Origin of the sequence: Corynebacterium drakensteinense (assembly GCF_041224285.1) — a bacterium.
Lineage (GTDB): Bacteria > Actinomycetota > Actinomycetes > Mycobacteriales > Mycobacteriaceae > Corynebacterium.
This window is the reverse complement of record NZ_JAXOFP010000001.1, coordinates 177412-190510: the sequence shown is the minus strand read 5'-3', so window position 1 is coordinate 190510 and position 13099 is coordinate 177412. Positions and strand designations below refer to the sequence as shown.

11 protein-coding genes are annotated in these 13099 nt (G+C 55.5%); 9 read left to right on the top strand and 2 right to left on the bottom strand.

Annotated elements, in window-relative coordinates:
• The first annotated feature begins 3 nt into the window (after window positions 1-3).
• Window positions 4-1251, top strand: a complete 1248-nt coding sequence (locus U1140_RS00880) for a DNA recombination protein RmuC (RefSeq protein WP_369845548.1) — start codon at window positions 4-6, stop codon at window positions 1249-1251.
• A gap of 11 nt (window positions 1252-1262) precedes the next feature.
• Window positions 1263-2060, top strand: a complete 798-nt coding sequence (locus U1140_RS00875; RefSeq protein ID WP_369845547.1) for a DUF6542 domain-containing protein — start codon at window positions 1263-1265, stop codon at window positions 2058-2060.
• 43 nt (window positions 2061-2103) lie between these two features.
• Here the strand turns inward: U1140_RS00875 and U1140_RS00870 are convergent, their stop codons facing one another.
• Window positions 2104-3093 (bottom strand): 4-hydroxy-3-methylbut-2-enyl diphosphate reductase, encoded by a 990-nt coding sequence (locus U1140_RS00870; RefSeq protein ID WP_369845546.1) that lies wholly within the window; start codon window positions 3091-3093, stop codon window positions 2104-2106.
• 78 nt (window positions 3094-3171) lie between these two features.
• Here U1140_RS00870 and xseA point away from each other — a divergent pair, with 78 nt between their 5' ends.
• The 4 genes from xseA (at window position 3172) to glnA (ending at window position 7741) form a co-directional block, all read left to right on the top strand.
• Window positions 3172-4410: an exodeoxyribonuclease VII large subunit gene (xseA, locus tag U1140_RS00865; protein ID WP_369845545.1), complete on the top strand. Its 1239-nt coding sequence runs from the start codon at window positions 3172-3174 to the stop codon at window positions 4408-4410.
• A 118-nt stretch (window positions 4411-4528) separates the two neighbouring features.
• On the top strand, window positions 4529-4852 hold the full coding sequence (locus U1140_RS00860) for an exodeoxyribonuclease VII small subunit (RefSeq protein WP_369845544.1): 324 nt from the start codon (window positions 4529-4531) through the stop codon (window positions 4850-4852).
• Between the two features lie 98 nt (window positions 4853-4950).
• Window positions 4951-6132, top strand: coding sequence for an ornithine cyclodeaminase family protein (locus U1140_RS00855; protein WP_369845543.1), 1182 nt, complete (start codon window positions 4951-4953; stop codon window positions 6130-6132).
• Window positions 6133-6292: 160 nt separating this feature from the next.
• Window positions 6293-7741, top strand: a complete 1449-nt coding sequence (glnA, locus tag U1140_RS00850) for a type I glutamate--ammonia ligase (RefSeq protein ID WP_369845542.1) — start codon at window positions 6293-6295, stop codon at window positions 7739-7741.
• Window positions 7742-7816: 75 nt separating this feature from the next.
• Here the strand turns inward: glnA and U1140_RS00845 are convergent, their stop codons facing one another.
• Complete coding sequence (locus U1140_RS00845) at window positions 7817-8392, bottom strand: DUF4245 domain-containing protein (RefSeq protein ID WP_369845541.1); 576 nt, start codon at window positions 8390-8392, stop codon at window positions 7817-7819.
• Window positions 8393-8546: 154 nt separating this feature from the next.
• On the opposite strand from U1140_RS00845, the gene glpX reads away from it, so the two are divergent.
• From glpX to U1140_RS00830, 3 genes are all read left to right on the top strand, one after another.
• The gene (gene glpX / locus U1140_RS00840) at window positions 8547-9569 is read left to right on the top strand and encodes a class II fructose-bisphosphatase (protein WP_369845540.1); all 1023 of its coding nucleotides are present in this window, start codon (window positions 8547-8549) and stop codon (window positions 9567-9569) included.
• A 107-nt stretch (window positions 9570-9676) separates the two neighbouring features.
• Window positions 9677-11080, top strand: coding sequence for a class II fumarate hydratase (locus U1140_RS00835; protein WP_369845539.1), 1404 nt, complete (start codon window positions 9677-9679; stop codon window positions 11078-11080).
• 393 nt (window positions 11081-11473) lie between these two features.
• Window positions 11474-11839, top strand: a complete 366-nt coding sequence (locus tag U1140_RS00830) for a zinc ribbon domain-containing protein YjdM (protein ID WP_369845538.1) — start codon at window positions 11474-11476, stop codon at window positions 11837-11839.
• The last annotated feature ends 1260 nt before the right edge of the window (window positions 11840-13099 follow it).

Below are 13099 nucleotides of genomic sequence, written 5' to 3'. Positions count from 1 at the left end.
CACATGACACTTTCTGTAGCCGCCGTTATCTCCGTCGTCATCGCCCTGGTGTTGGGTATCGCACTCGGCTGGTTCGCCCACGGCAGCCTAGAGGCCAGACATACGTTTTCGGCCAACACCGGCGCACGCACTGCACTCGATACCACTAGCGGTACCGAACGCGACGGCTCGCCGCACCCGCACCAACCAGGCGCCGGCTCCCCCGATCGAGGGCTGACTCCGGCATTGGAGTCACTCGCCGTCGTCGAACGATCCTTAGAAAACATTGATGGCCAGTTGCGCGCGATGGAAACCGAGCGTAGCCATAGTGCAGCATCGATAGCCAGTCAGGTGCAAGCGCTCTCCCGTACCTCGACCCGGTTGAATGAACGCACCGATCAGCTTGTCAACGCTTTGCGCAGCCCGAATGTCCGCGGCCGGTGGGGGGAAATGCAACTCGAGCGCGTCGTCGAGCTCGGCGGCATGGTGGAACATTGCGATTTCAGCGTGCAAGCCACCGCCAGACTCGGCGATAAACTCGTCCGCCCCGATATGGTCATTCATTTGGCTGGCCGTAGACAGATTGTCGTCGATGCCAAAGTGCCGTTTTCTTCCTATCTCGATGCGTTGGATACGAATGATCCCGAAGAACACGCCGCATATTTACGCAGGCATGCGCATTTATTACGCACGCACGTGGCGAACCTGTCGGCCAAGCCATATCTTGACGCGTTCCAACCCAGCCCAGAATTCGTCGTCATGTTTGTTCCGGCAGATCCCTTCTTGGACTCCGCGTTGAACACCGACCCGGACCTGCTGGAATTTGCCTTCGCACGCAATATTGTCATCGCTACCCCGACCAGCTTGTTTGGTCTGTTGCGCACCGTGGCCCTCGGCTGGCGACAGGAAGATTTTTCCGACAAAGCCAAAGAAATCCATGATCTGGGTCGGCAGTTGTACGCGCGCCTGAATACCGTCAGTGAGCACTATAACCGCGTCGGGCGCAGCCTCGATAAAGCCGTCGACGCCTATAACGCAACGCTGTCATCGCTGGATTCGCGTGTCATGGTCAGTGCCCGTCGGCTCGCAGAGATGGGCATTAGCTCCCAGCAACCAACCAAGCCATACCACGCAGCACATCGGGCGCGGCATAGTGTGGACGATCCCTCCGCTCGCAAGGAGATCGCTGATCCTGGTGATTTTCTTGCTGACGGCACCGCGCAGCCTGCCAACCACGATGTCGCAGACTATCACGATCCCAACTTCCGCTAAGATTACCGATTGTGTCTACCCAGTCTCGAAGGTCCCCCGCGCCAGGCTTTACCGGCCTGTCGCTGCCGCTTGCACTCGTGCTCGTGCTCGCCGCCAGCGTGACAGGACTACTGCTTAGCATCTTGTTCAATGGCATCGGGTTGCCATTTTTGCTGTGCTTTTTTGTCGCTGTCATCTTCGTGACGCTTTTCGTCGAGCCAGAATCATTGTTTATGACGGTGGCTCCCCTGCCGTTATTTTTTGCAGTTTTCGCCTTTTTCACTTCCTGGGGCAGCAATATTGCCAACGCACCAGATGGTACAAACTGGGCTTCGCGGGCGATGGTTTGGACCTCGGTCTACCCGGTGATCGAATTTTTCCCAGCACTGGCGCTGATCACGTTTGTGGCGATAGGAATTGCGATTCTCCGCGTGGTCATGCTTCGTGGACGAGTGCGCGTGCACGACCGGAACCGTCGGCAGCAGCGCAGCCACAACCGCGCCGCTAATCGACGCAATTTGCGTTCGACGACGCGTGCACGGGAACAGTCCAACCGCGTTACCGTGGAAGAACTCATGGCACGCAATCGTGCCGACGGCGCTACCCGCTCGCCCGTGCGCTCTTCACGGTTGCCGCGTACGCACGCTGACTACACCCAACCTGCGGGTACCACAAGCGGGCGTGGCCAGTCGCCACAGCAGCCGCAGTATCGCCGTGATGAATTCCGCCAGCGGCCGGCAGAGCCCACTCGGACTGCACGTCGTCGTGCCGCCGTTGATCCTGCAAGTGCGGATGCTGCACGCTATTCGCAGCACAATCGACGCAATTAACCACTCCGCCGACGACGCCCCCTACGCTAGGAGTGCTAGGCCTCTAGGCCTTCGCTGCGGACCGGTTTTTCTTATTGCGGGCAGGGCGCAAATCACGCGGCAGCGAGAACTGTATCGTCTCTGTCGTCGTGGTAATTTCCTTGACCCGTGAATATCCGCGTTCATCAAGCCATTCGACGACTTCGCGCACCAACAATTCCGGTACCGAAGCGCCACAGGTCACTCCGACAGTTTCTACACCATCGAGCCATTCTTCCTTGATCTCGTCGGCAAAGTCCACCAGGTATGAAGCCTTGGAACCAGCATCAAGGGCAACTTCTACCAGGCGTTTGGAATTCGACGAGTTCGTCGAACCAACCACGATTACGAGCTCACACTGTGGAGCAATCGCACGCACGGATTCCTGCCGGTTCTGCGTCGCATAGCAAATATCATCGCTCGGCGGATTTTCCAGGTGTGGGAAGCGCTCGCGTAGTTTGTTGACGATTTCCATGGTTTCAGTCACCGACAACGTGGTCTGCGAAAGCCAGACAATTTTTTTGTCGGCAAGCGAGTCTGGAAGTTTATCGACGCCGCCAACTCCGTCGACAAGATAGGTCACTTCTGGGGCGTGACCGGCGGTACCTTCCACCTCTTCGTGGCCTTCATGGCCTACCAACAGGATATGGTAACCATCGCGGGCGAAACGTTCCGCCTCCCGATGCACCTTTGTCACCAGCGGGCATGTCGCATCCAAGGTCAACTGTTTGCGCTCAGAAGCCTCCGCGCGCACTGCTGGTGAGATCCCGTGGGCAGAAAACACCAAGTGGGCACCTTCGGGTGCCTCTTCGGCCTCGTTGACAAAAATGACGCCGCGTTTTTCGAAGGACTGCACCACGTACTTGTTGTGCACAATTTCTTTGCGCACATAAATTGGTGCTCCATATTTTTCTAAGGCCTTTTCCACCGTCTCGACGGCACGGTCGACCCCGGCACAGTAGCCACGAGGTGCCGCGAGGAGAACGTTCGGTTCTTGCACAGCCTGATCAGTCATGCCTTCCAGGGTATCCAATACGTCAACAGGCAGTACAATAGGCCAGCAGAAGATCATCGCGACGCGAAGGGATAGTTGTTGAGTAGACCACCTGCAACATTCGAGAATCCATGGTCAGTCAGCACGGTTAATACCGAGATCAAGGGCTGGATTGAACGCCTCGGCTATCTCTGGGTCGAAGGCCAACTGACCCAAATCAATATGAAGCCGTCGTGGAAGCTGTCTTATCTCACGCTGCGCGATGTCAACCAAGAGATGTCGGTTGGGCTGACGGCACCAACACAATTGCTGCAAAACCTGCCCACCCCGATCAAAGACGGCGACCGTATCGTCGTCTACGGTAAGCCCGCTTTTTACGCCGGCCGCGGTTCTTTTTCGCTGTGGGTAACAGATATTCGCCACGTCGGTATCGGTGAGCTGCTGGCGCGCATCGAGAACTTGCGGCGAGTTCTTGCGGCCGAGGGGCTATTCGACGCTTCGAAGAAGCTTCCGCTCCCCTACCTGCCCCGCACCATCGGGCTGATTACCGGCCGGGGTTCGGCCGCCGAGCGAGATGTGTTGTCTGTGGCCCGCGATCGCTGGCCCGCGGTGAATTTTCGCGTGCTCAATACCGCCGTGCAAGGTTCCCAAGCGGTGAGCCAAGTCATCGATGCCTTGCAGACGCTGGATGCGGACGATGAGGTCGATGTCATCATCATCGCCCGGGGCGGCGGCAGCGTGGAAGATTTGTTGCCGTTTTCGGAAGAAGCCCTCCAACGTGCGGTGTCTGCGGCTTCGACTCCGGTTGTTTCTGCCATCGGTCATGAGCCCGACTCACCAATTCTAGACAACGTCGCCGATCTGCGCGCTGCAACGCCAACAGATGCCGCTAAGCGGGTGGTTCCGGATGTTGCTGAAGAGCGCGCGCTTCTCGACGAAGCCCGCCACCGCATGGCACAAGCGGTTGGCCAATGGGTAGCTCGCGAGCGCCACAATCTGCAGTCTTTGCGCTCACGCCCTGTGCTGGCAGACCCACGCACCCCAATCAAAGCCAGGCACGACGAACTCACTAATGCTCTCGGTGCAATTCGCCGCGAAATCCGGCACCTAGTGGGGCAAGAGGTATCACGAGTTTCTGCATTGCGCGGCCAAGTATCGGCACTAGGTCCAGCGTCGACCCTCGAGCGCGGCTATTCCATCGTCCAAGTCTTGCCGCGCGATGGCGAGCCGGAGGTAGTCACCAATATTGCGCAAACTCCCCCCGGTTCACAACTGCGTATTCGTGTCACCGACGGCTCGATCACAGCCGCGGGTATGGGAACCCAACACGCGGATTAACAGTCCATTGTCATCAGCACCAGTTATTCCCGCAGACATACGAAACCGACGCCCTCAAGCCTCCGCGCCGACGTCCTCAAGCCTCCGCATCACATCTACTCCACAGAAAGGCTGCACCATGAATGACTCTTTCGGTACCGGTAACCCCAGCGAAGCGGTATCCGTCGACAAGCTCAGCTATGAACAAGCACGCGATGAGCTCATCGAAACCGTCAAGATCTTAGAGCTGGGCCAAATGGGTCTCGACGAGTCCCTGAAATATTGGGAACGCGGCGAGGCTTTGGCCAAACGGTGTGAGGAGCACTTGGACCGTGCCAGCAAGCGGGTCGATGATGCGATGAACGCGCGTTCTGCCCGCTCCGATAACTCGGCTAACTCGGCTAATGACGACGGCTCCGGCGCCGAATCAAACACGGCAAGCGATTCTGGCTCTGCACACTAGGCTTCCCATCCACAGCGATGATTCCAGGGCAGCCCCGCTGTTTAAGCCCAATGCCACTGGTTTTTCCGCACCTGACCCACGACACGAAAAGGACCCCCATGAGCGCAGACAACACCCCGCGCGGTAAGTCCCACAACAGCACCGACAACAACCCCCGCATTGATTTTCTCTACCTGTCTGAACCGGACATGATCGAGGCCGGTGTCACCAACTACGCACAGTGCGTCGAGGCGATGGAAGAAGCACTCATTTTGCTTGCCGACGGCGATTACCGCATGGCCGGGGCTTCTGCGAACTCTCACGGTGCGCAAATCAGTTTCCCGGCCGCACCACAACATGAATCGATGCCTGCCGATGGCCCAGACCGTCGTTTCATGGCTATGCCCGCCTATCTCGGTGGACGGTTCCGTAAAACGGGCGTGAAGTGGTACGGATCCAACGCGGAAAATCGCCAGCACGAACTACCGCGTTCGATTCACGTCTTTGTGCTTAACGACGCCGACACCGGCGCTCCCCTGGCAATCATGTCAGCAAACTTGTTATCCGCGTATCGCACTGGCGCGGTACCAGGCGTTGGTGTGAAGCATTTGGCAGTCGAAAACGCCGAGACCGTCGGCATCATTGGACCTGGGGTAATGGCACGTACGATTTTGGGTTCAGCTATTTCGCAGCGTCCAACGATCAACAAGGTGAAGCTGAAAGGACGCAGTGCCGGTTCCACGGAAAAAGCAGCCGAGTGGATTCGCGATAATTTCGACGTCGAGGTCACCATCGTCGAGACTGAGCAAGAAGCCATCGAGGGTTCCGATATCTGCATCGGTGCTACGACGACGTCTGCCGAGGGACCACAAGCGTATCCATACTTCAAAAAAGAGTGGATCAAACCCGGCGCGCTTTTGCTGTGTCCGGCTGCCGCACGCATGGATGAAGACTTCCTACGCTCGGATGAATGCACGCTGGTCTGGGATTACGAAGGTTTGTACTCCGAGTGGTTCCACGAAAACGGCCCAGGCCAAACCTATAAGTCCTTGGGAATTATCGGCAGCCATTGGTACGACATGATCGAAGAATCTCGCTTGGATGCCGAGCAGATTTCTAACATGGGTGATATTGCTTCGGGCAAGGTCACAGGACGAAAAAACGATGAACAAATCATCTGTTATTCCGTCGGCGGCATGCCGGTGGAAGATGTCGCGTGGGCGACTGATGTGTACCAGAACGCGCTAGATAAAGGTATTGGTACCTCGCTCAATCTGTGGGATATTCCGACGCTGAAATAACGCTGCTGCAAGCATGTCGTTGTAATCGTGCTGCTGCAGTGATGTCACCGCATTAGTTCCCCCGCCCCAGAGCAACAAGCCCCAGAGCAACAAGCCCCAGAGCAACAAGCCCCAGAGCAACAAGCCCCAGCGAAACAAGATTCTTCTGCAAGGAGCAGACATGGCAATCACGACCGTGACCGAACTACTGGATTTTTTCAAAGCACATTCCATCGAATATTTGGACATGCGGTTTACTGATTTGCGAGGCATCGAACATGCCTTAACCATTCCCGCTGGTGCTTTCACCGAGGAATCAGCCGCAGAAGGTTTTGCTTTTGATGGTTCGTCGATCGATGGCTTCGCGACGGTCGATGAATCAGATATGTTGCTGCGTCCGGATATTTCGACGGCGTATATTGATCCGTTTCGTGCCCGTAAAACGGTCAATATGAAGTTCTTCGTACATAAGCCCGATTCCGAAGAAACTCCCTACGCGCGAGATCCGCGCAGTATCGCCCGGCAAGCCGAAGAATACCTGCGAGAAACCAGAATTGCCGATACTTGCTATATCGGTTGTGAGGCGGAGTTTTTCGTCTTTGATTCTGTACGGTATTCCACCGCGGTCAACTCTGCGTTTCACCATGTAGATTCCGATGAAGGTTGGTGGCGCTCTGGGGAAAAGACAATGATGGATGGCTCCCCCAACCGCGGTAATCAGATCAATCTGAGTGACGGATATTTCCCGGTCGCCCCCTATGACAAAACGATTGCTGTCCGCGATGAAATCGCGCACCATTTACACGGTTGCGGCTTTGAGGTTGAACGCTTCCACCATGAAATCGCCACTGGTGGTGTGCAGGAAATCAATTACAAGTTCAATACATTGTTGGGTGCCGGCGATGATCTGCAAACATTCAAATACATCGTGAAAAACACGGCCGAAGCCATGGGACAAACCGCAACGTTTATGCCGAAGCCACTCGAAAACGATGGCGGCTGCGGCATGCACGCCCACCAATCGTTGTGGAAGGACGGCGAGCCGCTGTTTGCCGGTAGCCGTTACGCCGGACTGTCGGATATGGCTCTGTGGTATATCGGCGGATTGCTCAAGCACGCGGGTGCAGTGTTGGCTTTCACTAACCCCACGGCAAATTCCTATCGCCGGTTGTACTCGGGTTTTGAAGCTCCGGTAAATCTAGCGTATTCAGCGTCCAACCGTTCCGCAGCGATCCGGATTCCTGCCTCCGGTGACAGCCCAGCTGCCAAGCGCCTGGAATTCCGTGCACCCGATCCTTCCGGCAACCCCTACCTCGGCTTTGCCGCCCAGCTGTTGGCTGGATTGGATGGCATCCAAAATCAGATTGATCCTGGTGAGCCAGCTGATTTTGACTTGTCAGTGGGCGCGAATAGTGATAAGGGCAGTGCTGCGCGCTCGGTCAAGCAGGTGCCGTATTCTCTCGAACGCTCGTTGGAAGCTTTAGACAGCGACCGGGACTTTCTCACGCGTACCGGTGTCTTTAGCGACGAGCTGATCGATGCACATATTCAACTGAAATATGACAAAGAGATCATCCCGCTGCGCAAAGGCCCCACCCCGAAAGAATTCGAGTTGTATTACAACGTGTAAGCACAACGCTCAGCTGTGCAGCTCTCAGCGGCAGATCTATGCGCCAGCTTGGCAAGCCGAGTCAAAGCTCCGACTCTACTGCGGACGGTAAGCCTCGGCTTGCAGCGTAGCCTCGATAATCGTGGTGAATTCGTCATCCGAGGCAACGCCGTCGAAAAGCACGGTGGTGCCGTTTTTGTCGACGCCCCATAGTCGGCTAACACTGTCGTCGTCAGAAGATTTCACGATGACATCCCGGCCAGCAATCTGCTGGATGGTCTCATGCGGGCGATACTTGCTATCAAAGGACTGCAAGGCTTTTTCTAGTGGCACATCGGATTGCGCAATCTGGATAAAACCGCGTTCTGCAGTAACCCACCCCACGACGGTCGCAGACTCACCGTCGATGAGCTTGCGTCGCGCGGAGTTCGGCACCCATTGTTCTGGGGTCTCTGGGAAATAAATTTCGTATGCATTCGCGCGGGCTTCATTATCTATAAATGCCTGCGGGTCAACCTCATGCACCGGTTCAAATTCGGGCTCACCGGGCCCGTACGACCACAAGCCAGTCGGTGCAACCACAACGATCATGGCGATAACAATGACGGCGACGGAGATAACCATATCCCGGCCGCCCTGAAAAATTGCGGGTTTTTTAGATTCGCCAGCCACGCTCATTAGTATGGCATGTTTCCCACATTCGGGTGGTAATCAGCAGCTAAAGACTGCGGGTTCGTCGTAAAATGGGTGCGCCCGTCGGCCAACCCAGCAATTTAGTGGAACAATGGGAACAACGTTTATGCCCAAGCTAGATTCAGGAGGATTCATGTCCGCTCCCACCTCGTATATCCCTGACCGCAACCTCGCCATGGAATTAGTCCGTGTGACCGAAGCTGCCGCTTTGGCCTCGGGCCGTTGGGTAGGTCGTGGCCAGAAAAATGAGGGAGACGGCGCCGCGGTCGATGCCATGCGCAGCCTGATCAACTCAGTGCACATGGATGGCGTCGTCGTTATTGGCGAGGGCGAAAAAGACGAAGCTCCGATGCTCTACAACGGAGAAAATGTGGGCACGGGAGAAGGCCCACAGGTCGATATCGCGGTCGACCCCGTTGATGGCACCCGACTGATGGCAGAAGGTCGCCCCAACGCGATTTCTGTCATCGCCGCAGCAGAGCGCGGGACCATGTTCGATCCATCGGCGGTCTTTTATATGAACAAGATTGCCGTCGGCCCAGAAGCCCGCGGTGCGATTGATATCAACGCCTCGGTTGCCGAAAATATTGCCGCTGTCGCCAAGGCCAAAGGCATTAAGGTTGCCGAAATGAACGTCGTCGTTCTGGATCGCCCACGCCACGAAAAGCTCATCGCAGAAATCCGGGAAGCCGGCGCGAAAGTCCGTTTAATCATGGACGGCGATGTTGCGGGCGCGATTGCCGCTGCTCAATCTCACGATTCCAACAGCGTTGACATGATGATGGGAATCGGTGGCACCCCAGAAGGCATCATCACCGCATGTGCCATGAAGTGCATGGGCGGCGAGATCCAAGGCAAGTTGTGGCCACAAAGCGAAGAAGAGGCTGAAAAGGCCCGCGCTGCCGGACACGACCTGGATAAAGTATTGACCACCGATGATTTGGTCTCGTCCGACAACTGCTACTTCGCGGCCACCGGCGTTACCGACGGAGACATGGTGCGCGGAGTTTCCTACCGCCCGGCCGGTGCGGTGACCCGCAGTCTGGTCATGCGTTCGAAATCGGGTACTACTCGCTATGTCGAGTCGATTCACCAACTGGCTAAGCTGCAGGAATATTCCGTCATTGATTACGGCAGCAAATTAGACGGGAAATAATCCCGCGACGCTGGAATACTGGTAGTAAGCGTCGGCTAGCTAGGCTCGGCGCACAACTACACAGATGCACGTTAACCAAAGACAAACATTACTTTGAAGGTGAGATAATGAGCGAGCAAGAATACCGCATCGAACACGACACGATGGGCGAAGTGAAGGTCCCTAAGAACGCATTGTGGCGCGCACAAACCCAGCGTGCCGTGCAGAACTTCCCTATTTCCGGTCGTGGTCTGGAATCCGCCCAGATCCGTGCCATGGGTCTGCTCAAAGCCGCCTGTGCGCAGGTGAACAAGGATAACGGCACACTCGACGGTGCCAAGGCGGATGCCATCATCGCGGCAGCAAAAGACATTGCCTCAGGTAAATACGACGATGAGTTCCCTATCGACGTTTTCCAGACCGGTTCCGGCACCTCGTCGAACATGAACACCAACGAAGTTATCGCTTCGTTGGCCAAGCAGGCTGGCACCGAGGTGCACCCTAACGACGACGTCAACATGGGCCAGTCCTCGAACGATACCTTCCCTACCGCCACCCACGTTGCTGCCACCGAAGCTGCCGTGAAAGACCTCATCCCCGGCTTGCAGCAGTTGCACGATTCTTTGCTGAACAAGGCCAAAGAATGGAAAGACGTCGTCAAGTCTGGACGCACCCACCTGATGGATGCTGTGCCAGTCACCCTGGGTCAGGAATTCGGCGGCTATGCTCGCCAGATCGAACTGGGCATTGAACGAGTCAAGGCGACGTTGCCACGCCTGGGCGAACTACCAATCGGTGGTACTGCTACCGGCACCGGTTTGAACACTTCCGCAGATTTCGGTGCGCAGGTAACCGAGGAACTCAAGAAGTTAACCGGGTTGGAAGAGCTGCGTGAAGCTGTGGACCACTTTGAGGCCCAGGCTAACCGCGACGCGTTGGTGGAATTCTCTGGCGCGATGAAAGTTATCGCTGGTTCCCTGTACAAGATCACCAACGACATCCGCCTGATGGGTTCGGGACCGCTGACTGGTCTGGGCGAGATCCGTCTGGCTGACCTGCAGCCGGGTTCATCGATCATGCCAGGTAAGGTCAACCCGGTTCTGTGCGAGACCGCTACCCAGGTTTCTGCGCAGGTCATCGGCAACGACGCCGCGGTATCCTTCGGCGGCACCCAGGGACAGTTCGAACTGAACGTCTTCATCCCGATGATGGCTCGCAACGTACTAGAGTCCGCTCGCCTGCTGGCGAACACCTCCCGCGTGTGCGCAGAGCGTCTGATTGACGACATTGAGCCAAACCGCGAAATGATGAAGACTTCTGCACAGTCGTCTCCATCGATCGTGACCCCACTGAACTCGGCTATCGGCTATGAGAATGCCGCTAAGGTGGCCAAGCACGCGCTGGCGAAGGAAATCACCATCCGCGAGGCCGTCATTGACCTGGGCTTCGTTGGCGACGACTTGTCTGAAGAAGAGCTGGACAAGCGTCTGGATGTTCTGGCGATGGCAAATACGGATCGCGACCGCTTCTAAGGCTTTTCTAGCAAAAGTCTGCCACAGCTAGTGATGAAAGCCGTTCGCATAGCTGTCTCACTCCTGCAACGCCCCGGGTTTTCGCCCGGGGCGTTGTGCGTGCCATGACATAAATCATTTTATAATCCCAGCGCAAGTCTTATAATTCAGCCAACTTCGATTTTTACTGGTTCTCCCAAGGAGCGAGAATGAAACGATGAGATTTACACCTGGATCGCTATTCAAAGGGCATACGAGGCCTCTGCGATATTTGCCCACGAGCGCCCGGATGGCCTAAATCTGCTACCGACCCATCACAGCCGTCACAGACCGCACAGTTTCATATGTGCTGCTTTACACCACCAGTGTCCAAGCATTTCACTTTCTCCATTCGATTCCGGTTATTATTGTTCAATGACTTTGCCAGCTTGCCCGGAGTGCACCAGCGAATACACCTATGAACTACCACCGGTGCTTGTGTGTCCAGAATGCGCACATGAATGGAACCCCAACACCGATTCTGACGACGATTCCACGGCTGCAGCATCCACAGTCATCAAAGACAGCGTAGGAAATGAGCTTGCCGACGGTGATTCCATCACCATCACACAAACGGTCAAGGTCAAAGGCGCGCAACAACCTCTTAAGTCCGGCACCAAGGTTCGCAATATTCGGTTAAATTTTGACGCTGGAACCGGTCTGGAAGACCACAACATTGACTGCAAAATCGATGGTTTCGGTGCGATGACGCTTAAACCTGCTGTAGTCAAAAAATCCTAGATAATAGCTACCGACGACTGCGCACCCACCAGCGTTCTCGTCGGAAGGTTTCTACTTGAAAGTTGTTCCATTGGGTTTCGCCCACGATGGAACAACCCCATCGATAAGTCGTCGCACGGGTAAATTCGCGTACTAAGATTTGCGCGACATAAGAATCTCAGTCGACCTGTAGATGATTCTCCACCCCGAAAAGGGGGTAATTTTTTCGTTCCCGCTTTTTCAAGCGCGCGTTCACACCCCAGAGTACAAAATAATACAATTCGAACAGTTTCGCGTTCGGGTGATCCCCAACCAGCAGCAAGGCAGCGTTTAGCCATCACATCTCGATTAACACAATTCACACGCCTTTAAATCTATAGACCAACCGTTTTAACTGCCGTGAGCTTGGAAAAGTCAGCACGAGAAGCCGCAACTTCCTGTCAGTAACCTGGCAGGAAATTCAATTTTCACCCTAAACTATAATTCCCCAAAATATTTCCCGAACAAGCTATCGAGGCCGCGATGGAAACACAGTCGAACATCACAAAAGTTGATATATCACGGATTTATTTTTTCTTACCGAGGTGGGACAAATCACGAAGTTTCATGCACAATGAATCCTGGCGAACAGATCAGGATCGCTTGATCATTCGCTGAGAGCACGTTTGTAATCACCGGCAATAAGCGGGGGATCATTGATGCAGTTACTTCGGAACGGCCTCATGCAGGCGACCGATTCAGTCTTGAGCTCTGGCGCGGCTAGCGTGTATCGGGGGAACACTACTAACCGCAATGGCCAAGGCTTATTCACTGATTGGCACGTCTCGGGGTCAAGGACTGCGTCAATTGCTCGGGCACAGCCTGCGAAGACAAGGGAGGCCCGAGAAGTGGTTGCGGCCAGGACCACCTATTCAGCGGATACACGTTGGGGGCTATTTCGTGTATCGCCAGCGTGCTCTCGGAAAGCGCTTGCGGCAAAGCGGTTTCCAAAAGGCGACAGGATTCCGGTCCAGGGGGCATAAAAAGCAATCGGTTCTATTAATCGATTGCTCGGGCCGGAATCCGGCTGATTTAGAAAATTCCATAGCGTTTGGTTCGCGAGAGCGCCCCAGATCTCAACATTACGCTCATCTGGGGCGCTTTCGTTTACCTCACAGTGCGAAAACCACTGAATATCGTGTTCGTGGGAACCTCATTGAACTGGTTTCAGTCTAAAGAGTTCATGGTGCCGCTGCCCCACCGGCTGGGCTGTAGCTGCCAACAACAAATTCTAAGCGGAAA

Bases quoted from the DNA above. Each gene is read 5' to 3' on its own strand.
- U1140_RS00880 (WP_369845548.1), top strand. From the start codon at position 4: ATGACACTTTCTGTAGCCGCCGTTATCTCCGTCGTCATCGCCCTGGTG.
- U1140_RS00870 (WP_369845546.1), bottom strand. From the start codon at position 3,093: ATGACTGATCAGGCTGTGCAAGAACCGAACGTTCTCCTCGCGGCACCT.
- U1140_RS00860 (WP_369845544.1), top strand. From the start codon at position 4,529: ATGAATGACTCTTTCGGTACCGGTAACCCCAGCGAAGCGGTATCCGTC.
- U1140_RS00855 (WP_369845543.1), top strand. From the start codon at position 4,951: ATGAGCGCAGACAACACCCCGCGCGGTAAGTCCCACAACAGCACCGAC.
- glnA (WP_369845542.1), top strand. From the start codon at position 6,293: ATGGCAATCACGACCGTGACCGAACTACTGGATTTTTTCAAAGCACAT.
- glpX (WP_369845540.1), top strand. From the start codon at position 8,547: ATGTCCGCTCCCACCTCGTATATCCCTGACCGCAACCTCGCCATGGAA.
- U1140_RS00835 (WP_369845539.1), top strand. From the start codon at position 9,677: ATGAGCGAGCAAGAATACCGCATCGAACACGACACGATGGGCGAAGTG.
- U1140_RS00830 (WP_369845538.1), top strand. From the start codon at position 11,474: ATGACTTTGCCAGCTTGCCCGGAGTGCACCAGCGAATACACCTATGAA.